The 20,450-nt window shown below is 43.1% G+C and carries 23 protein-coding genes; 4 read left to right on the top strand and 19 right to left on the bottom strand.

Translation table 11 applies throughout. From position 1 onward, the window contains the following. On the bottom strand, positions 1 to 228 hold the full coding sequence (locus BM135_RS07495) for a hypothetical protein (protein ID WP_092519155.1): 228 nt from the start codon (positions 226 to 228) through the stop codon (positions 1 to 3). Positions 229 to 555: 327 nt separating this feature from the next. After that, positions 556 to 747, bottom strand: coding sequence for a DUF5347 family protein (locus tag BM135_RS07485; protein WP_139204083.1), 192 nt, complete (start codon positions 745 to 747; stop codon positions 556 to 558). Between the two features lie 196 nt (positions 748 to 943). On the opposite strand from BM135_RS07485, the gene BM135_RS07480 reads away from it, so the two are divergent. Beyond that, positions 944 to 1,564 (top strand): phage repressor protein CI, encoded by a 621-nt coding sequence (locus tag BM135_RS07480; protein WP_092519153.1) that lies wholly within the window; start codon positions 944 to 946, stop codon positions 1,562 to 1,564. A 218-nt stretch (positions 1,565 to 1,782) separates the two neighbouring features. Here the strand turns inward: BM135_RS07480 and BM135_RS07475 are convergent, their stop codons facing one another. Beyond that, the gene (locus tag BM135_RS07475) at positions 1,783 to 2,277 is read right to left on the bottom strand and encodes a bactofilin family protein (protein ID WP_092519152.1); all 495 of its coding nucleotides are present in this window, start codon (positions 2,275 to 2,277) and stop codon (positions 1,783 to 1,785) included. A 1,063-nt stretch (positions 2,278 to 3,340) separates the two neighbouring features. Between BM135_RS07475 and BM135_RS07470 the strand changes: the two genes are divergently transcribed. Then, a complete protein-coding gene (locus BM135_RS07470) occupies positions 3,341 to 4,156 on the top strand; it encodes a helix-turn-helix transcriptional regulator (protein ID WP_092519151.1) in 816 nt (271 codons plus the stop codon). Positions 4,157 to 4,613: 457 nt separating this feature from the next. Here BM135_RS07470 and BM135_RS07465 read toward each other — a convergent pair whose 3' ends face one another. Then, positions 4,614 to 5,267: an epoxyqueuosine reductase QueH gene (locus BM135_RS07465; protein ID WP_092519150.1), complete on the bottom strand. Its 654-nt coding sequence runs from the start codon at positions 5,265 to 5,267 to the stop codon at positions 4,614 to 4,616. Between the two features lie 117 nt (positions 5,268 to 5,384). Beyond that, positions 5,385 to 6,134: an SDR family oxidoreductase gene (locus BM135_RS07460; RefSeq protein WP_092519149.1), complete on the bottom strand. Its 750-nt coding sequence runs from the start codon at positions 6,132 to 6,134 to the stop codon at positions 5,385 to 5,387. Positions 6,135 to 6,393: 259 nt separating this feature from the next. Between BM135_RS07460 and BM135_RS07455 the strand changes: the two genes are divergently transcribed. Both BM135_RS07455 and BM135_RS07450 read left to right on the top strand, forming a co-directional pair. Further along, on the top strand, positions 6,394 to 8,001 hold the full coding sequence (locus tag BM135_RS07455) for an AMP-binding protein (RefSeq protein WP_092519148.1): 1,608 nt from the start codon (positions 6,394 to 6,396) through the stop codon (positions 7,999 to 8,001). A 56-nt stretch (positions 8,002 to 8,057) separates the two neighbouring features. Next, positions 8,058 to 8,510 (top strand): hypothetical protein, encoded by a 453-nt coding sequence (locus BM135_RS07450; RefSeq protein ID WP_139204082.1) that lies wholly within the window; start codon positions 8,058 to 8,060, stop codon positions 8,508 to 8,510. A gap of 87 nt (positions 8,511 to 8,597) precedes the next feature. On the opposite strand, the gene cobT is transcribed toward BM135_RS07450, so the two are convergent. The 14 genes from cobT to cbiD all read right to left on the bottom strand — a co-directional run bounded on the left by cobT (position 8,598) and on the right by cbiD (position 20,449). Then, complete coding sequence (cobT, locus tag BM135_RS07445; protein WP_092519146.1) at positions 8,598 to 9,680, bottom strand: nicotinate-nucleotide--dimethylbenzimidazole phosphoribosyltransferase; 1,083 nt, start codon at positions 9,678 to 9,680, stop codon at positions 8,598 to 8,600. Positions 9,681 to 9,682: 2 nt separating this feature from the next. Beyond that, positions 9,683 to 9,823 carry a hypothetical protein gene (locus tag BM135_RS16915; protein WP_175486010.1) on the bottom strand — a complete coding sequence of 47 codons (141 nt, stop codon included), beginning with the start codon at positions 9,821 to 9,823 and terminating at the stop codon, positions 9,683 to 9,685. A gap of 46 nt (positions 9,824 to 9,869) precedes the next feature. Then, complete coding sequence (gene cobS / locus BM135_RS07440) at positions 9,870 to 10,628, bottom strand: adenosylcobinamide-GDP ribazoletransferase (protein WP_092519145.1); 759 nt, start codon at positions 10,626 to 10,628, stop codon at positions 9,870 to 9,872. Then, a complete protein-coding gene (cobU, locus tag BM135_RS07435) occupies positions 10,625 to 11,170 on the bottom strand; it encodes a bifunctional adenosylcobinamide kinase/adenosylcobinamide-phosphate guanylyltransferase (RefSeq protein WP_092519144.1) in 546 nt (181 codons plus the stop codon). Before cobU ends, cobS begins: the two co-directional genes overlap by 4 nt. Positions 11,171 to 11,266: 96 nt before the next feature. Next, complete coding sequence (locus BM135_RS07430) at positions 11,267 to 12,814, bottom strand: cobyric acid synthase (RefSeq protein ID WP_092519143.1); 1,548 nt, start codon at positions 12,812 to 12,814, stop codon at positions 11,267 to 11,269. 105 nt (positions 12,815 to 12,919) lie between these two features. Then, entirely contained in the window at positions 12,920 to 13,663 is a 744-nt protein-coding gene (locus BM135_RS07425) for a cobalt-factor II C(20)-methyltransferase (protein ID WP_092519142.1), read from the bottom strand. Between the two features lie 25 nt (positions 13,664 to 13,688). After that, positions 13,689 to 14,468: a sirohydrochlorin cobaltochelatase gene (cbiK, locus tag BM135_RS07420; RefSeq protein ID WP_092519141.1), complete on the bottom strand. Its 780-nt coding sequence runs from the start codon at positions 14,466 to 14,468 to the stop codon at positions 13,689 to 13,691. Between the two features lie 33 nt (positions 14,469 to 14,501). Continuing rightward, positions 14,502 to 15,281, bottom strand: coding sequence for a cobalt-precorrin-6A reductase (locus tag BM135_RS07415; protein ID WP_092519140.1), 780 nt, complete (start codon positions 15,279 to 15,281; stop codon positions 14,502 to 14,504). Next, the gene (locus BM135_RS07410; RefSeq protein WP_092519139.1) at positions 15,278 to 16,003 is read right to left on the bottom strand and encodes a precorrin-3B C(17)-methyltransferase; all 726 of its coding nucleotides are present in this window, start codon (positions 16,001 to 16,003) and stop codon (positions 15,278 to 15,280) included. Before BM135_RS07410 ends, BM135_RS07415 begins: the two co-directional genes overlap by 4 nt. Further along, positions 15,997 to 17,193: a cobalt-precorrin 5A hydrolase gene (gene cbiG, locus BM135_RS07405; RefSeq protein WP_092519138.1), complete on the bottom strand. Its 1,197-nt coding sequence runs from the start codon at positions 17,191 to 17,193 to the stop codon at positions 15,997 to 15,999. Before cbiG ends, BM135_RS07410 begins: the two co-directional genes overlap by 7 nt. Then, a complete protein-coding gene (locus BM135_RS07400; protein ID WP_092519137.1) occupies positions 17,174 to 17,992 on the bottom strand; it encodes a cobalt-precorrin-4 methyltransferase in 819 nt (272 codons plus the stop codon). Before BM135_RS07400 ends, cbiG begins: the two co-directional genes overlap by 20 nt. After that, complete coding sequence (locus tag BM135_RS07395; RefSeq protein ID WP_092519136.1) at positions 17,985 to 18,599, bottom strand: decarboxylating cobalt-precorrin-6B (C(15))-methyltransferase; 615 nt, start codon at positions 18,597 to 18,599, stop codon at positions 17,985 to 17,987. Before BM135_RS07395 ends, BM135_RS07400 begins: the two co-directional genes overlap by 8 nt. Positions 18,600 to 18,605: 6 nt before the next feature. Beyond that, on the bottom strand, positions 18,606 to 19,280 hold the full coding sequence (gene cbiE / locus BM135_RS07390; protein ID WP_092519135.1) for a precorrin-6y C5,15-methyltransferase (decarboxylating) subunit CbiE: 675 nt from the start codon (positions 19,278 to 19,280) through the stop codon (positions 18,606 to 18,608). Then, entirely contained in the window at positions 19,277 to 20,449 is a 1,173-nt protein-coding gene (gene cbiD, locus BM135_RS07385; RefSeq protein ID WP_422646122.1) for a cobalt-precorrin-5B (C(1))-methyltransferase CbiD, read from the bottom strand. The genes cbiE and cbiD overlap by 4 nt, the downstream gene beginning before the upstream one ends. Position 20,450: the final 1 nt, after the last annotated feature.

Below are 20,450 nucleotides of genomic sequence, written 5' to 3'. Positions count from 1 at the left end.
TTATTCTTCTATTGAATCCGAATTCCTTAACATTTTGTTACCGGCCACCTTATTACCTAACAGATTACTATCCAGTTTACTCTGGTAACTGTTAAATTTTTTTTCATAAGGTGCAGATAGCTCCGCTATCCAAACCAGTGCCAACTCTTTGTCTTCCACATGATTACATTCACAACTTGTTGCCATTCTAGCAATGAAATTGATACGTTGTGCTACCAATGATTCCATAAGAGATTCCACTGATTTATTCGCCCTCATATAATAAACTGTATGTATGTACAGTACATACAATAAGACAAAAACTAAAGTAATTTTTACCTTTTATAGTGATTAAATTTGATAGTTAATAACTATTATCTGTTGTTTTCGCAGAAATACTTGCCAATTTGATTGATTTTTCCACTGTGACAACTTTGCTATCTGTAAAATACTTTATCTCTCTATTAGTCTGTTCATCCGTATAGTTATTGACAGAACTCCAAGATGAGAATCTCTTGCTCATTTTATAAATAATTTGTTCTGATACAGCAGTAGATTCTGATTTAGGCACGATGGTCATTGATGAATACGTGTGCAGATAAATCCTGCATGAGGCAAGTATGGTGAAGTCACGCCTTGTATAAACCGATTTAACTCCTTTTCATCGTCACCCCAGTATGTCGCCCTGATCCTCGACAAGTGATTCAATCCTTCCAGCCGCTGACCGAGGTTAATCTGGGCAAACTTTTCTTTCTCAGTATTCGCCATATTTTCCCTCAACATTTTCCTACGAAACGATCCCTCAATCATTTTCGAAATATTTCGATATCTGGATAAAGATTGAAATCTGGGCGTTCATGATGCAATATCTCTCAATGGTTTTTAGCTTAACCAATTCGGGTTCATCAAAGATCTCATTTAGAGAACAATGATGAGATACTAATAGCTCTTATCTGTACCGTCAATGAAAAATACCAATATTGAGATCAAAATGGGAGCCGATAGTGGGGGAAGACCTGCTATTGAGCGTCTTGTCCGCGCGTATGGGTTTAAATCACGCCAGGCCCTAAGTAACCATTTGGGCGTTTCCAAAAGCACAATGGCAAACCGCTACCTTCGTGATAGCTTTCCAGCGGATTGGATCATCCAGTGTAATCTCGAAACTGGCGCTTCACTACTGTGGTTGAGCACGGGTCAGGGAGAAATGTTTCCAGATGGAGAAGACGGCAAAAAAACGGAACGATTGGAAGATATCATTGCTCCATCCATCTCTCGCGTAAGATTATCGGGTGGTAAGCTTAATGAAGCTGACCCTGTAATTTTGGATAGCGAATTGATTCCTAAGGAACTCAAAAATCCTCTGATTATTGATGATGGTGCCTCATGGTATCTGCTGGATACTCAAGAAGACAATATTCAAGATGGCTTATGGCTGGTGGATATTGAGGGTATGCACAGCATCAAAAAGATTGCCAAAATCCCAATCGGTAAGATTCGGGTCAGTGATAATGACGTCACTTTTGATTGTGCAATCAGTGACATAAAATTCATTGGTCGCATCACTCTGGTCATATCCAGACAATAGCGATTCAGGACAATAACCATTCCAGACAAAACAATCTGACATAAAACGGCTTCCATCAAGGTTATCTCTCTCCAATAGGATAATCTTGATGGCATTCAATCATTTTCATACAAAATCTGGTTTACGTAAAATCTGAACGTCGAAGCCGATACAGAACGCCGGAAAATCATACTCATTTTCCGGCAGCAAAACTTGAATTTTTATTTTATAGACGATTATCAGGCGCTATTTTTCATTTTTGATTTATCGCCTTGATTGTCTCTGATGGGAATAACCCGTTCCATTTCTGATTTTTTCTTATTCTCAACCTGTTCAGACTGACCAACAAATAGCCCACCACGTCGAATTGACATACTACCGCAACGGCTAATGCCCCGTAACTCGCCATGCTCGAGAATATCCAATGTTTCCGCACAGCATGTACCTTCAACATGACCATCAATGATAATTTCAGGTGCATTCAGCTCACCTTCTACTTTGCCGGCATGCATAATACGAATGGCACCACCTTTGACGCAAATATTGCCAATAACTTTACCCCAGACCTGAATATCCCCTTCCATTTCTATATCACCCTTGAATACAGAGTTTTTAGCAATAATGGTATTTGGGCGAGTCTCAGCTTCAGGTAATTTTTTCTCTTCAGGCTTCATCCCCATAGCCGGTGTCGTAGAACTGACAACTGGTGCTTCTGTTGTTTTTTTTCTAAACATAGCGTTTATTCTCAATCTCATATTCGTAAAGTAAAACACTAAGGCTAAAAAAGATAAAATTGCTGTTATGGCACAACTAAGATGAGCGCCATACAGATATAGCCCCAATGCAATTCCCCAAAGGAGCCATATACTGTATAAAAAAGCATTATCTGAAAAACGATACTTTTCCATATTTTTCTCGTTTTTGTAGTTTTTCCTTATATTTCATCAGCAAATATATCTATGCATATGCCTTAGCAGGTAATAGAAAACAGGCCGTGAAAACACATCCCATCATTGTACAAGTATAAAAAACAATCTACCAAGCTATAACAGAGGTATTTATAGCGTTATTACACGGATAAAGATTCCATTTGAGTTTAATCATTTGAGTTGTTATTGAATTATCCCACATTTATTAATAAATCCGTATTATATTAGAACCACAGAAAATACTTTATGCCTATTGCCTTATAATTACCTATAATCATTTTATCGCCATTAGGTTTCTGGCTGTAACATAATGGTAAAAAACACATTAATTAGAAGATTAAACAACCCTACAAAATAGCCATTTACTTTATAAAACAGCTAAACAAGAGTTGGGGTTTTAAATCAGCCAAATGGTGTTTTAATGTTAACTATTCTGAGTTCACATAGATAAATTCCAGTTAAAAATAACTTGGTTAGTTAATTTACAACCTATCCCTTTTGTTAACTTTTTTATCTCAATATCTTAATTTATTTTAAAAATAACCCATTAAAAACAGTTAGTTGAAATAAATCATATAAAGATTAATCAGCACAAGGTAAAAAACAAACAAACTATTTTCAATCACAAAATTTTTCACTTAAACCTAACACAAATATCTATTTAGTTATATAATACAAAAAGTGATTTAATTGATGTTACGCATGAGCTTTCGAGAACTTTCAATATTTTTCAATCGGCACTCAGTTTTATCAAGATAATTAAAGTGTCGTAAGGAAGTTTTTTTAATCCATTAATTAATAAAATAAATACACCATGCACTCATCAAAAAAAATGATTACTCATGATACGGAAAATTAGGAATATTAAATGAAAAGGACGACGGGCTTAAATCAAAATAATATTTGCACAGTTCAATTAACCATGCCGGATTTCAATATCCTGGAGCATAAACAAAGAGGGCTGTATATTTTACTCGATGGTGAAATGGTGTGGAAAGATTACATAAACACTTATCACATCACAACTAATGAGATCCTTTTTACCCATCCTGGAAGCTATGCAGCCAAAACCAATACAGAAAGTTGTCGGGTATTGTGGTTACCCTTACACATGGAGTTTTTACGCAATTTTTTAAAGCGTTTTGGATCATTATTAAGTCAGATAGAGAGGCATGAGTTTCCTGCTTATAGGTTGGTTCCTTTTAATCAATTTCCCTTGCTGACGGAAAGCATTCGCGGGCTAGCCAACTTACTAGTACATGATTCTCCTCCAGCGTTGATTCAATTAAGAGTTGAAGAGTTATTATTACTGCTTTCCTTGGGTAATCAAGGGGCATTGTTGATGTCTATTCTGCGGAAATTAAGCAATCGTCAGGTAGAACGGCTGCAAACATTTATGGAGGCTCATTATCTCAAAGAATGGAGATTAAATGACTTCGCGCGTGAATTCGGTATGGGGCTGACTTCCTTTAAGGAGCTTTTTAACAGTGTCTATGGTACTTCACCCAAAGCTTGGATCAGTGAGCAACGTATTCTTTACTCACATCAATTATTACTGAATAGCGAAATGAGTATCGCCGATATTTCATTAGAATCGGGTTTTTCCAGCCAGTCTTATTTCACTCAAAGTTATCGCCGACGCTTTGGATGTACACCTAACCGCGCCAGGTATGGCAAAGATTAATGATTTATTTAACAACTAACCGAACGCTTATCAACTGATACTCAAAAATTGATACTCAACAACTAAAACTTAGTGCTATATCCCATAAACCAAGGCTTTCCAGTTTCATGTAAACCTGTTTTAGATCAAACTGAAAAGCCGCAATCACGATTAACCTAAGGTATTATCGAAGTACACCACTTTATCTGATTACTTCACACTTTCCATGCCTGATGAATCATGAATGATCGTTTTTATCGATCAATCTCCTCTGATTGATCTGTGCAATCCATTGGACGGCAGTATCTCATCTCACATATAGTCATGGTGACTCGTCACTATTTGGAGCTAATCCGACTAAGCTCTAAGTCACCACCAGGGATTTTATATTTGCCGTATTTTATGGCCTGCATCCGTGCAGGCTTTTTTTTAAAAATTCAGCCTAAGAATATGAAGAAAAATATAAACCAAATTGATTTTAATTTACGGAATAAAAGATCGTACCCAATTTAATTCTTTCCCGACCAGTGGCCAGACGATGGCGATTAGTATCCCGCAGAGAATAAACACAACCACAATATTCCTGCTGATAGAATTCTTCACGTTTGCTGATTTCTATCATGCGGTAAGAACCGCCTCCCTTACGCCAATTATATTCCCAATACATTAAATCAGGATAACGGGAAGCTGCGCGGACACCGCATTCATTAATCTGCTGCATATTTTTCCAACGTGAAATACCAAGTGAGCTGGTAATCACAGGGAAACCATGTTCATGGGCATATAACGCTGTTCGTTCAAAACGCATATCAAAACACATTGTGCAACGAATACCACGTTCAGGCTCATTTTCCATTCCTTTCGCGCGTTCAAACCAATTATCACGGTCGTAATCCGCATCGACAAAAGGAATACCCATCTGCTCCGCAAAACGGATATTTTCATTTTTGCGCAGTTCGTATTCTTTCAGAGGATGAATATTCGGATTATAGAAAAATATCGTAAAATCAATTCCTGAAGCCAACATGGCTTCCATGACTTCCCCAGAACATGGCGCACAACATGAGTGCAACAGCACTTTTTGGTGTCCGTTTGGCAGTGGAAGCGGGTTACGCTCATAGTTCAGTGACATAATATTTCTTACCTGATTCAGACAATAAAAAATCAGGAAGAGGATAAACTCCGCTCCCTGTTATTGGATAGGCATCTTACCTGTTTCTACTGTCTTACGACAATCTTTGTAAAATAATCAAGCTTCCTGCATTTCTGGCAAAACCTGCCCACCATCAACGACAATCGTTTGCCCTGTAATATATTTCGCCTCATCAGAAGCCAGAAAACAGGCAGCATAACCAATATCTTCAGGCATACCCAAAGTCTGCATTGGGATGGCATCTTTCATATGATTGGGGAATTCATCACCAAATGCCGTTAAGCCTTCAGTCATGATCATGCCTGGCATAACCGCATTAATGGTGATGCCTTGCCCTGCATATTCCAACGCAGCGCTGCGCATGAATCCCAATTGCCCTGCCTTACTGGCGCCATAGTGGCTATAACCCGAAATACCCGTTATCTCGCCTGTTATTGATGAAGTGATAACAACACGCCCGTAACGCTGTTTTTCCATGACATTCAACGCAGCCTGCACTAAGAAAAATGTCCCTTTAAGATTGACGGTATGCACTAAATCCCAATCTTCCGCGGTCATATCTTTCAAATAATGCTGTGGAAAAATACCTGCATTAGAACAAAGAATATCGAGCCTGCCATACTTTTCAATAATCTTATCTATCACGTTCTTACATGCCGTCTGATCAGTAACATCAAGAGGAATAAAATCGACCGCCAGTTCTTTGGCAATTGCTTCGCCCCTTACTGTGTCAGTGCCTGCAATAATAGTAATAGCGCCGGCTTGCTTCAATACCCTGGCAATTCCCTTGCCGATGCCTTTAGTTCCACCTGAAATAAAAGCAATCTTTCCCGCTAAATTAAACATAATTTTTCCTTTTGCATTAGTGGATAGAGTTTTTTTATTATCTTAGTAAAATTTTTTCCAAGCTATTTTCAAACAATCATTTAAGCAAGCTTATTAGATGAAATCAGTGTATTAAAAAACACAAAACAAAGTAAGTTTATTTACATAAAAAAACATCACCCATTAAATTAACTCGATATTGCTTATTTTTCTGCCAGAGATTATTTTTAAACAATAATACTAATGTTTTCAAAGAAGACAATAACATGAGGTGAAAAATATGATTCTCGATAATTCATTCTTAAATGAATATACCGGCACTGCCTTATCACCGATTTTATTTCTCAAAAGAGCTGTATTAAGCAATGGTAATGATATAGCCATCATTGACGAAAAACAGCGTTGGACTTGGTGCCAATATGCCAATCGCTGTGAAAGAATTGCAATCTCTCTCCAACAAATGGGGGTGAATAAGGGAAGCATAGTCTCAGCTCTTTTACCAAATATCCACGAATTGCTTGAATTGCATTTTTCAGTTCCTTTATCTGGTGGCATTCTCAATGCCTTGAGTACTCGAACAGGTGAAGCCACATTAAATTTTGTCTTTGAAAAATTGAATCCAAAAATATTATTTATTGATAGAAGTTATCTTTCACTATTAAATAATATTTCTTTCAATAATCAAATTAAGATAATTATTGTTGATAAAAATAGTTCAACTATCCCTATATTCCCTACCGGATATGAATTTATACCTTATGAATCACTGATAACCGAACATTCATCAAAGACTCTATCATTTTTCCAAATTAACGAACAAGATGCCATTAGTATCAATTCCACTTCAGGCACTAGCGGACAACCTAAATTGGTCGTTTATTCCCATCGTGGTGCATTTTTAAATGCCATTTCCAATATTCTGGATTGGGATATGCCTAAGCATCCCATCTTTTTGTGGACGTTGCCCATGTTTCATTGCAATGGCTGGTGTTTCCCATGGACAATTGCGGCACGGGCGGGTACACACATCTGTATGAGGAAATTTAATGCAGAAGAAGCGATGCAACTTATACAAGAACATAACGTAACACATTATTGTGGTGCTCCGATTGTTCACTATTCTTTAGGCAAGATAGCGCAAAAATATGGCAAGCATTTTGGTGGTCGCGTTTATGGTCTTATTGCAGGTGCTCCACCAACAGAAATGGAATTTTCACTGATGGATGAGGTTGGTATTAATGCGACACATGTCTACGGTTTAACCGAAACTTATGGACCTGTCGTTGTTTGTGAAAACAAGTACGAATGGAACGAACTGCCAAAATCAGAAAAAACCTTAAAAAGGATACGTCAAGGCATTGTCTCCAATTTGCAGGGGCAAGTTAGCGTTATTGATGAAAATAGCCAACAGGCAGTTCCTTTTGATGGCAAAACCATTGGTGAGATCGTCATACGCGGTAATATTGTGGCAGCTTATGATCCTGTACGCCACGTCACAGCAGAAACCACCAATGAATGGTTTTATACCGGGGATCTGGCTGTCGTTGATCCTGATGGCTATATCAAAATCATTGACAGAAAAAAAGATATCATTATTTCCGGCGGTGAGAATATTTCCAGCCTTGAACTGGAAAATGCCCTATCCAGTTATCCCGGTGTTTTAGCGGTTGCTATCGTGGCGAAACCCGATTCTTATTGGGGAGAAGTTCCCCATGCCTTTATTGAGCTTGATGAAAATGCATCAATCACTGAGCAAAAGCTAAATGATTACATTTGTACGGTAGTAGCACGGTATAAACGCCCAAAAGGATATACTTTTTTAACCTTGCCCCGAAATGCCAATGGTAAAGTTTTAAAAGAGCAATTGAGAAAGCATGTCAGAAATTGATATAAAAAGAAAAAAACGCTAACGATGAATCAATAATAATGGAGCAAAATCATCGTATGAAAGTCAAAATTCAAAAATATAACATCACACAAGAAGATTATATTGTTTTAAGTTTGCATGATGCTGCTTGGAAAAAAGTTTCATCCGGTGAAAAGAAATACGAATTCCGCCGAAAATTCAGGAGAAAACATACCGTTGCTTTTATTTATGTAACAACCCCCGTCAAAGCAATAAAAGGAATAATGTTACTTGGTGAACCTATATCAGGAACTGCCAGACAAATTGCAGATATCGCAGAAAAAGCCATTCCTAGTAATGGAAAATCTGTTTTTGACTACTTTGCAGATAATGATTTCGGCTTAGCTATTCCAATTATAAAATTCATTGAAATACCAGAAGTATCATTGGATTATTTACGCAAAACACACCATTTTGTAGCACCTCAATTTTATTTAAAATTGGATAAGAATAAATCCCTTTATGATGATTTAATTTCGCATATATACTAAATTACTATGGAGCCAGAGCATTATTCTTAATCAGAAAATGATAAATGTCTTAATAACATATCGTTAGCTTAATACCCTTGGCTTAATTTATATTCTTAAAGGCTGCGCTATGTACGGCCTTTTTGGCGCAGGAAAACAGATACCACTACTTGCCAATTTACCCATATGACAATACATCGTGCAGGCTGCATCAATCAGGGACATGGCAATAGCTGCACCACTCCCCTCACCAAGACGCAAATCTAAATGCAAGTATGGCTGCAAATTCAAATGTTGTAACGCCAGTATCGCACCTTTTTCTGCCGATATATGGGAAGGAATGCAATAATCCCGTGCAATGGGGGATATCTGACACGCTGCCAATGCTGACGCATAAGACAAGAAACCATCAAGTACAACTGGCACGCCAGCAGCAGCAGCTCCCAGAATCACGCCAGTCATGCCTACAAACTCAAATCCGCCCACTTTTGCCAACACATCAATTGCGTTTTTGTTATCCGGCTGATTGATGGCAATAGCCTGCCGTACAATGGATTGCTTATGCGTCAGCCACTCAACAGGAAAATTAGCGCCCAACCCAACTACATCACAGGGATCACTTCCTGTCAGGACACTAATAACCGCAGCAGCCGAAGTTGTATTGGCAACACCCATCTCCCCAATACCAAATACGGTTATTCCTGCCGCAATGCGCTGTTGCACCAGTTGTGCACTTGCCAGCAACAACATTTCTGCTTGTTCATAACCCATCGCGGCACCTTGGGCAATGTTGCCGCAACCCTGTGCAAGTTTAAGGGACAGCATGTGTTCAATAGGCTCACAATCAATACCAATATCCACGGGTAAAACATGCGTTCCACTGTTTTTCGCCAGCACACAAACACCTGTTAGCCCTTTCAACATATTGCGTGCCTGTATGGCCGTAACGTTTTTAGGTGAAATAGCTACACCTTCATCATACACACCATGATCAGCACACATGACAATGATCTCTTTTTGCAGGTTTTGCAGATCTGCAATGCCTGGCATGCCAGATAAATGTATTGCTAATTCTTCAAGACGCCCCAAACTCCCCAATGGCTTGAGCAGGCTGTCAATGTGCCGTGCCGCTTTTTCCATATTTTCCCGATTCAAGGGTTGAATAGACTCAATCAACGATTGTAATGTCATGTTTATTCATCCAGCCAGTATTCTGTCCGAGCATTGAATACCCGCAAAGTGATAAACCCCACATGATTATCGACGATACTGTAAGCCCCCACACCATCAATATTGGCTTGTGTCTGTCCATGTCGAACAAGAAACAATCGCATCTGATTATTCTCTCCAGATTGATTTTATTTATTGCCAACTCATCATTTATTGCCAAATTATTGCCAACAAAAAAGTAACTTCTCCCACTTCAATAGAAGCCCCCAGCGTATCGCCCGTTTGCCCACCAAGGCGATAATTGAAATAGAGCGCAAGCCCATAAACCACAAGCAACGACACCATCATTGCCAATAAGGCTTTCCAGTTTCCCAATGTCATCAACAATACAGCCCCACCCAATAAAGTCAGTGCAGTTGCAGAGGGGGTAATTCGACCAATATAACCGCTTCCCATGCCCTCATTTTCACGGGCATAAAGTTGCTCATACATTAAAAGCACCACAGCCGTACGTCCAACAATCGGGGCACACGTCAGCAAAGCAAGCAAGTAAAGAGGGGGATGATAAGACAATTCAACGACAGCTAATATTTTGAGGACGATACAGAAGATTAACCCGATACCGCCATAAGTTCCGAGCCGGCTATCACGCATGATCTCCAGCATTTTTTCTCGCTGGCGGGCGGAAAAAATCCCGTCACAAGTGTCAGACAATCCATCTAAATGTAATCCACCCGTCAAAAAAGCCAAAGCCAAAACATAACCAATCGCGCCGATGTACATTCCTCCACCCGACTGACTGATAGAAAGTGATACCAAGCCAGCCAAACCACCAAGAATCAACCCGATCACAGGGAAATAGGGAACACCACGCCAATATTGGCGAAAATCGACACCTTCCGCCCATTTTTCGGGGATCGGAAGCCGTGTCATAAACTGTAATGCTGCCCAAAAAACATTCAGCTTCATTTAACCTTCACTCCAATGCCTGACACCATCAACCAGACTTCTTTAGCAGCCCTTGCCAACTTTTGATTAGCACGCCCAGCAATATCGACAAAATGGCGTGCCAGGCGATTTTCAGGTGTGATGCCCATTCCCAACTCATTGGTCACCAAATACACCGGCATCGGACACATCAAGCTGGCATCAATCAAATCATCAAGCTGATGATGGATAAGCACTTCCAATGATGCGAAATCAAGTTCCTCAGGTGATATACCACCCGATAAGTCAAACAGTAAATTGGCAATCAATGTGGTAACACATTCTAGTATAACGCCCTCTTGGGGCTGACGATGCTGGCGGATAACAAAGCCTAAATCTTGATGGCCTTCCCAAGTGCGCCAATGTACCGGACGCTCCTGTCTATGCTGCTCAATACGAGCCGCCATCTCTTCATCCGTGACCTGCGCCGTAGCGATATACAATACCTGCCTGCACTGCTCAGCAAGCAGGTGTTCAGCGTAGCTGCTCTTGCCACTGCGGGCACCGCCTGTCACTAAAATCATGGTATGACTCCATCATGCAAAATTTCATTTCACAGAATGACTCTACATAATGCCCTATTTTATCTAAATTTCCTCTTGTAAATTTACGATAAATCATTATTTATGTTCACACATTAATTGATAAATTCGTGGGATATCCAGATGTTCACGCATACTGGCCGCCAATATATTGAACTGTTTTTCTTTGTGCCGGACGTAATTAAAGGCAACATTTTCCATTGGAACGCAACCTTTTCTTATACGCAATTGATTTAATAGTGGGCGGGTGAATGTGTTTTGATCAAACAAACCATGCAAGTAGCTTCCCATCACCAAACCATCCCGCGCAACTGCACCATCAAACCAGATTTTTTCCTCACCATTATGCCAGTGCATTTTGGCAAAAGGCGCGGCTTGCTTACTAAGTTGCGTAGTTCCCATGTGAATCTCATAACCCGCAATCGGCTTTTCACTGCATAATTTCAACATGCCTGATAACGCAGGCATCACGATGCCCTTAACCTGTGCAGTCTGCTTTTCACTGGCAAATTCTGTTTCAGTATCCAATAACCCCAAACCTGTCATTTGAATTAAGCCGGATTCCACTTCATCCACAATCTGCTTGCCCAACATTTGATAACCGCCACAGATCCCGATAATTGGTACGCTTTCCTGACGGGCTTTGATAATGGCCTGATCAAGACCTTGAGTTTTCAACCATGCCAAATCCCCCAAAGTATTCTTGCTGCCGGGAAGAATAATCAGATCAGCGCCTTGCAGTTCAGAAGGCTCAGAGACATAACGCAAATGCACATCCGGTTGAGCCGCCAGCGCATTGAAATCCGTGAAATTAGCGATATGAGGGTATTGGATGACAGCAATATTCAGGCAATTTTCATCCAAACGACCTTCTGTTTTTTGTTTCCGCCGATCATATTTGCCCACCTGCAAGGCAACGCTGTCTTCATCTTCCAGATCGAGATCCAGCCACGGTAAAACGCCCAATATCGGTACTTGTGTCAAAGCTTCGATCTGATCGATACCTGATTGCAACAAAGAGATATCACCGCGAAATTTATTGATGATAACACCCTTGATTCGGGCTTTTTCCTCAGGTTTAAGCAAGGCCAATGTACCGTAGATGGATGCGAACACACCACCACGATCAATGTCTGCCACCAGAATTACGGGAGTATTCACCAATTCGGCCATACCCATATTGACGATATCGCGATCACGCAAATTGATCTCCGCCGGACTGCCTGCTCCTTCTAATACCATGATGTCCGTTTCTGCTGCCAACCCGTTATATGCCATCAAAATCTGTTGCAGCAATTGGGGCTTATGTTCGTGATATTCCACCGCATTCATGCTGCACATCACTTTTCCCATAAAAATCACTTGTGCCTTACGATCGCTGGTGGGTTTCAACAATACAGGATTCATGCGCACATCCGGCGCAATTCCCGCCGCTTCCGCCTGAAATATCTGCGCCCGTCCCATCTCTTTGCCATCTGCGGTAATCCCTGAATTAAGCGCCATATTCTGGGATTTAAAGGGAGTGCAACGATAACCGTCCTGCGAAAATATTCGACAAAATCCCGCTACCAGCACACTTTTGCCTACATCAGATGCCGTTCCCTGAACCATCAGCGATAATGTCATTGTGTATTCTCCCTTATTTCGTGGTTGCTTATTTTTGATAGATCAAATTTATGTCGTGACTGGAAATAATGATCCTTTTTATTTCATTATTTTCTGTTGCATAACTCACCCCGATAATTGCCAGTTTTTATTAATCAAAATCGTGGAAAAATACGATAACTCATGCTTCCAATCTTTTTCACTAAAGGATAACGTGGCAAGATCGCGCCAATATTGCTCTGTCAGCAAAGTGGCATCTGCCATCATCTGTGCATGTTCCAATAGATTGTGTCGATGCAGCAGGTCACGTATCAGGGGAAAACGCGAATAAACTTTCATCAGGACAATGCAGTCGTGATTGAGCAATGCTTGTTCTAAGACGGCTTCAGAAGCGGTACAGGAAATAACCGCCAAAGTTTGGTTTTCCATTGCCAGTGGCATCATGCTGACCGCGGAAATAGCAGAAAATGAGGTGATCCCCGGTACAATTTCTAACCATGATGGAGAGTTCATCCGCTCCAAAAGAAATACCCATGTACTGAACAGCATGGGATCTCCCAAAGTGATAAAACCGACTTTCCTGCCGCTGATAACTTCCTCTTTCAAGGTTTGTGCCACTTCGTCCCATACCGCTTTTTTTGCTGCTATATCGGCTTTCATTAAAAAATGGTAAGTACAAACTTCGGTTTTTGGTGAAAGGTATTCTTCAATAATGGAGTGGGCGAGGCTTTGGGCTCCTTTTTTCCCCGTTGGGGTATAAACCACATCAAGCTCAGAAAGAATACGCGCCGCCCGTACAGTAATCAGGTCACTGGCTCCGGGGCCAACGCCCATAACATACAGTTTTCCTGTTTTTGCTTTTCCGTTCATTCGGCTTTCTCCTCATCATTATTCATCATTCAGCATCCAGCGCGTAAGTAAGGTGATCGACAAACATCTGCCGAATCATTGAGTTTTCCCCCAAACCCTGTAACCAGGGGATTGCGACAATTCCCGCCTTCTCCAACTGTGATTTCCAAGAGTCTTCTTCATTTGAGGCCATATCATTGGTGGCATGATCTCCAGCCACCAACATCAATGGCATCAGATAAACTTTGCGGATCTTCTGCTCTTTTAATCCTTTGATGATCAGGGGAAGTTCGGGATAGCTTTCAACCGCTCCTACCCGCGCCGGAAAATGGTAATGACTCATCAGGTGATCCAAACAGGCGTAGGCGGAAAAAGCAGGGTGTGTTGTACCGTGTCCCATAAAGACGACACATTCACTCTCCGCCAGCCGGGGAAGCTGGTGGCGTAGCGCCCGCATCAATTGCAGGTAGTCATTAAAGTGGCTGAGTAACGGAGCGCCCAACACCAACCGTTTAAAGTGGGGGCGGAATTTCTCAACTTCACGCAGCACTTTTTCATACTCATCGCCATTAATGATATGCAGGCATTGAACAGCGACATCGTTATAACCCGCGTGCTGCAATCTGATCAGTGCATCATGGGGAGTATCAATGTGAATACCATCACGCTGATGCAATTTTCGAATAATCATGCCAGAAGTAAATGCCCGAAATAGCTCCCTGTCCGGAAAAACTGATGCCAATTGCTGTTCACAGGCTTCAATATTGCTTTTTAGTGTTTCGGGATAGCTGGTTCCGAAGCTTATAACCAATAGTGCTTTTTTCATTTCACTCTTCCTTATTGGTCTATTTGCTGGCCTTCAAACATTCGCCAATAACTGCGCCATTGCTTCCAACCCATTGACCTGCGTGATCCCTTTTCCGCCAAATTGCCCCTCGGGACGACAAAGCACGATGCAGGGCAAACCGAGAGAAAGACATGGCTCGATTTTTTCCTTGAAACCACCTTGCTCACCTGACTCTTTAGTAATCACGACCTCCGCCTGACAAAATTGGTAAAATGCCCGATTGAAATTGGCACTGAATGGGCCTTTCAGGGCAAAAATCTGATCGACGGACAAACCACAGGATTCACACATCGCCAAAACTTCTGTTGTCGGCAATACACGAGCCAGCACGGTTTTTCCTTGTAAGTGAGTTACATAATCCGGCAATTGCTTGCTGCCGGTAGTCAGCAAAATGCGGGTTCCCAAATTGGCTGCTACTTCACACGCCTTCTCAATAGTTGCCACTTTATGGATGAGGGGATGTTCAACGGCGTCAATATCGCTGGGACGGATATAACGAATGAGAGGCACTCCCAATGTTTGGCAAGCGCTGACAATGTTTTGACTCAAGCGTTCAGCATAAGGATGAGACGCATCAATTACTATTCTCACCCCCTGCTTTTGCAGATATTCGGCCATTCCTTCGGCTTCCATCCTGCCAATGACAATTTCGCCGCGAATCCCCATTGCCTGCTGTGCTCCTGTTGGGGTAGCCACTGACAAGCCATAATCTATGCCGGCAGTATCCATCATCACACAAATCTGGCGGGCATCGCTTGTGCCGCCAAAAATGTGGATCAGCGGCCGTTTCATAGTTTGTACCCTCTCGGCGTGATCATCAGCCCATCACGTATATAGGTTGACTGATTACCCACAATCACCAGACTGCGCATATCAACACGGGAAAAATCCATTGTCGCAAAAGTCGTCAGCCATTTATCCTCATGTTTACGCCCCGCCGCTTTCACCACACCTACAGGAGTTTCTGCTGATTTCCACGGAGCCATCAAGGAAAATGCCCGTGCCAAATGTTCTTCCCGCCCACGGCTACGGGGATTGTAGAAACAAACCACAAAATCAGCTTCTGCCGCAGCCCTCACCCGTTTTTCAATCACCTCCCACGGTGTAAGCAAATCACTCAGGCTGATATGACAAAAATCATGCATCAACGGCGCACCAAGCAAGGTAGCGCAGGCTGTACTTGCCGTGACACCTGCCACCAACCGAACTTCCACATTGCGTTTTTGCTGGCTGACTAATTCCAAAATCAAGCCAGCCATGCCATAAATTCCCGCATCGCCGCTACAAACCATCGCCACATTTTTGCCCTGCTCTGCCAGTTCAATAGCTATCTGACAGCGTTCAATCTCTTTGCACATGCCGGTTTTGATGATCTCTTTATCGCCCACCAGCGGTTTCACCAAATGGGTATAAGTTTTGTAACCCACCACGATATCAGCCGCTTTCAATGCTGCAATCGCTTCCTGCGTCATCATGGCTTCGCTGCCGGGGCCAATTCCAATGACAGTTAACATGGATTCAATACTCCTAATGTGATGGTGACGCCCTGCTCACGCAGGGTATGGCCAACCAAGTGCCCTTGACTCATTATCCAAGCCACGGGTTGGGAAACACAGCCTATGCCCACCGTTTTTCGGACAAATTCAGAAGCCGGAAGTGCTTGTTCACACTGGGCAAGTTGATTAACAGAGAAGATTTGGAATGGAATTTGGCGTTTTTCTGCCAATTGGATTAACGCTGGCTCGGCTTTTTTCAATTCGATACTGCCAACGGCTTTTAGCGCCAAAGGCTCAAGACCGTATTCCATCAGATGGCGATCCAATAATTCAGCAAGCCGATCGGCTTCCACTCCGCGCCGGCAACCAATTCCTGCAACAATACGGCGAGGAATTAATTTAAAAGTGGGAATTGCCAATGCCAGATTTATCCGTTCATAACTGACGTATACCAGAGCATCCAGTTCAGGCCGATCATCCAGAACATCAACAGAAATGAAACCGCGCGTGTCGTAGCGTTCTTTTTCGCAACGCAAGGAGGGATGCCACCAAATTCCCACCCGCTTACCATTGACCAGCATTTGATTGACGGTTTTGACGTTGGTACGGAAATTCTCCATTTCTCCGTCAATTTGTTGAGATAACAGATCCAATGCTGCAACTTGGTTAACATCTGTCGCAGTCGTGATCACCGCCTGACCATCAAGAATATCAGCGATCTGTTGTGCCAGCTTATTTGCGCCTCCCATATGCCCCGACAGTAAGCTGATAGCAAATTGTCCTTTTTCATCCAGCACCACAACCGCCGGATCGGTCATTTTGTCCTTGAGCAGAGGGGCGATAACCCGAATGGCAATCCCCGTCGCACCAATCATGATCAAAGCACTGTATTGAATGAATGCCTTGCGCACTGTACTGGCAAATCCATCTTCAAAAGCCATGAATCCATTGTCCGGATCCAAAAATTCACTCTCCAGCAATTCAGGAGAAGTGAAGCAATCCATCGCCAAGTGGGATTGCAAACGACGAGCCAGCGCTATGCCTCCTTCCGTCAGACAAAACAAGGCATATTCTTTATTCACTATTGGTTTATTCAAGGACGGTATATTCAAGGCCGATTTATTTAAAATGGCTTTTTTAGCTGTAGTTCTAGTTCTGCCAACAACAGTTCTGGCAGAAGTCAATTTGTTAGGCGCTGCGGTATTCATGGCTGAACCTCGCATCGTACAATTTCGAGTAGTGATACTCTTCCCCAAGAAACGCCCCCACCAGAATCAAGGCAGTTTTACGAATGCCAGCGCTGCGTACCTGTTCAGCAATTGTTGCCAATGTCCCCCGCACAATCTGGCAATCCGGCCATGTTGCCTTGTAAACTACAGCAACAGGTGTTTGCTGCTCATATCCTCCCTGAACCAACTGCGCAATAACCTGCGCAATGTTCTGTACCGAAAGGAAAATCGCCATTGAAGTCTGGTGGGCGGCAAAGGCTTCCAACGTTTCCCGTGGCGGCATTGGCGTTCGGCCTTCCATTCGGGTGATAATCAAACTTTGCGCGACTTCGGGCACGGTGTACTCCACCCCCAACTGCGCAGCAGCGCCAAGAAATGAACTCACTCCCGGCACAGAGACAAAACCAATATCGTGATTTGCCAGCTCTTCCGCTTGTTCACGAATGGAGCCAAACAGCGATAAATCTCCTGTTTGCAGGCGAACCACCAACTTGCCCGCTTTTACACCATTCACCATTAATGCCGTGATTTCCGATAACGTCAGCCTCGCGCTATCATGGCATTCGGTATCTGCGCGGCAATACTCCAGCAACTCCCGATTAATCAGTGAACCGGCATAAACCACGACTTGAGCCTGCTGCAACAATTGATAACCTTTCAAGGTAATCAGGCTCTTATCCCCCGGCCCTGCACCAACAAACCAAACTTTTGCAGTATCAAAACTGGCTTTATCAATTTGTTCAGAATCAATCTGTTCAGAATTAACGTGTTCAGACATTATCTTGCTCCTCTTGCCAATGCCTCTCTTGCCTAAGTTCCTCTTGTTCAGAATCTTTCTGGCAGGACAGCAAATAGGTGGAATTGTTGGGTTTGAAATAATGCCCTTGCCCCAATGCCGTCAGTTCTCCTACCTGAATTTCACGTCCCTCAAGCTCGGTTACCTGACAAGATTTCAGATGCGATAATGCTTGAGTGAAGTTTTCCAGCAAGATAAAAGTCATCACCAAACGCCCGCCAGAATTCAGGTGTACAAGCGCCCAATCAATAATTTCCGTCAAATTCCCGCCAGTTCCGCCAATGAAAATGGCATCGGCGGTGTTGTCCAATGGTATGGGAGCAACCCCAGACTGGATGCGAATGCTATGGCAGCCAAAATGCCGAACATTCTCCGTAAGCAGTAGCAACGCTTCCTCTTTGCGTTCAATCGCGAGGATGTCCAGTGTGGGATAACGCAATGCCGCTTCAATACTGACGCTGCCAGTACCCGCTCCAACATCAATAAAGCGACTGGCTTTTTCCAGCTCCAACCGTCCCAACGCCAGCGCTCTAACCACTTCTTTGGTCATTGGGATGCGATGACCACGCAAAAAAAGTTCATCTTTCATTCAGGATCACCACCATTTAAGATCACTACCATTTAAGATAACGACTACATTCAAGCCATAATCAATGTCACCTCGTTGAGCGACCTGTTCCGCGCTCAAACACATAATTTGCTCATGTTCCTGAGATAGATTTTCACCAATTACCATGCGGCGTTGCTGCCCTCGCGCTAAAATTTCTTGCGCAATCTGGTAAGGGCCAATGACGTCATCCGTTACCATCGCGATTTTTTCATGTTGAAGCAGCCAGCCAAAATCCGGTTTGCGTCCGTGGCTGCTGGTGAGATAAATGTCATTCATATCCAGCAAGATATGGGCACACAGATATTGGATCGAACTGATGCCAGAAATAATGCGAAGGTTTTTCCTGCCAAGGTCTTGTCTGCCGAAGTTTTGGCTGCCAGCATACAACCCAGAGAAATGCTCGGTAATTCGTTTGCCAATGCCATAAAAGAGGGGATCACCCGAAGCCAGCACGACAACCTGCCGATGCTGATTCTGTTCGAGCCACTGCATTAATCCATCCATATCCGCATTCAAACAGCGGATTTCACCACTGAAATGAGGAAACCCGGCAAGATGACGTTTTCCACCCACTAACACTTCTGCCTGTTTGATAGCATCCAGCGCAGCCAACGTTTGGTTTGCAGCAGCTCCGGGGCCAATACCAACAACGGTGATCATCGGCAATCCTCCCCAAAATCCTGCACAATCTCGTCCACAGGCCGATTGCAACCCAATACTTGGTTATCAAAGGAGAACAGAATGGCGTCACATTGTGGTTTACCACTGGCAAAGCGCAGCATCTGGTCGATACGCCAACAGATTTTCTGGGCAATTTGTTGGTATACCCCCTGCCAGCCCTGCTCAGCTATCAATTCAATAGCGGCTTCGGTGGTATCACATTGATCCACCGCCTGAATCAATTCGAAAGGTGCTCCCATCAAGGCCAGATTGGCGATCAGCGTTTCCATGCGACCATCGGCAATATGGCTGTGGGTGTGAAAGATACCGGCGGCGATTTTCACCAACTTGCCGACATGCCCTACCAGCACTACATGGCGGAACTCCAAGCGCACCGCTTCTTGCAACATATAACCGACGAAATTGCTCATCGTGACAACACAGTTCGCATCAATGCCCAATTGTTGACTGACAAAACGTTCACCATGATTACCCGGCACAAAAATAACACGATCCAACCCGCTGGCACGTTTAGCCTCCAGTTCAAGCGCCAGAGAACGTTTCCAGCTCTCTTCCGACATCGGCGTCACAATGCCTGTCGTGCCGATAATCGAAATCCCGCCTTTAATCCCCAATCTGTCGTTATAGGTTTTCTTCGCTCGTTCCTCGCCTTCTGGCGCAAAAATGACAATATCAGCCCCACGATGCGGGCCAATCACCTCCCGCACTGTTTCCTCAATGGTATGCCGTGGGGTTTTATTGATAGCAGCCCAGCCAATAGGCAAACCGACCCCCACTCGTGTTACTCTGCCAATGCCTTCGCCGCCATCCAGTATGATCACGCCGCTGTCATTGAGGGAAACACGGGCAAAAATCAGCATTCCGTGGGTTGCATCCACATCATCGCCACCATCTTTACGGATAGCCGCAATCGCCTGCTGTCCTTCAATCAAGGGTTGCTCGACATTCAAGGCCAATGTGACACCAGAGGGTGTGACAATCGAAACCTGATGAATAATCTGCTGGCGCAAGATCATCAACGCAGCGACCCGAGCGGCAGCCGTAGCGCAAGATCCGGTGGTATAACCCTTGCGATATTGCTTGCCCCTGTGCCAAATCGTTCCGAGGCCATCGGCTTGTTTATCATCAATAACTTGCTGATCACGGATT

It is taken from the genome of Xenorhabdus japonica, from assembly GCF_900115195.1.
GTDB lineage: Bacteria > Pseudomonadota > Gammaproteobacteria > Enterobacterales > Enterobacteriaceae > Xenorhabdus > Xenorhabdus japonica.
The sequence above is the reverse complement of the archived record's forward strand: the minus strand, read 5'-3'. Positions and strand labels throughout refer to the sequence as shown.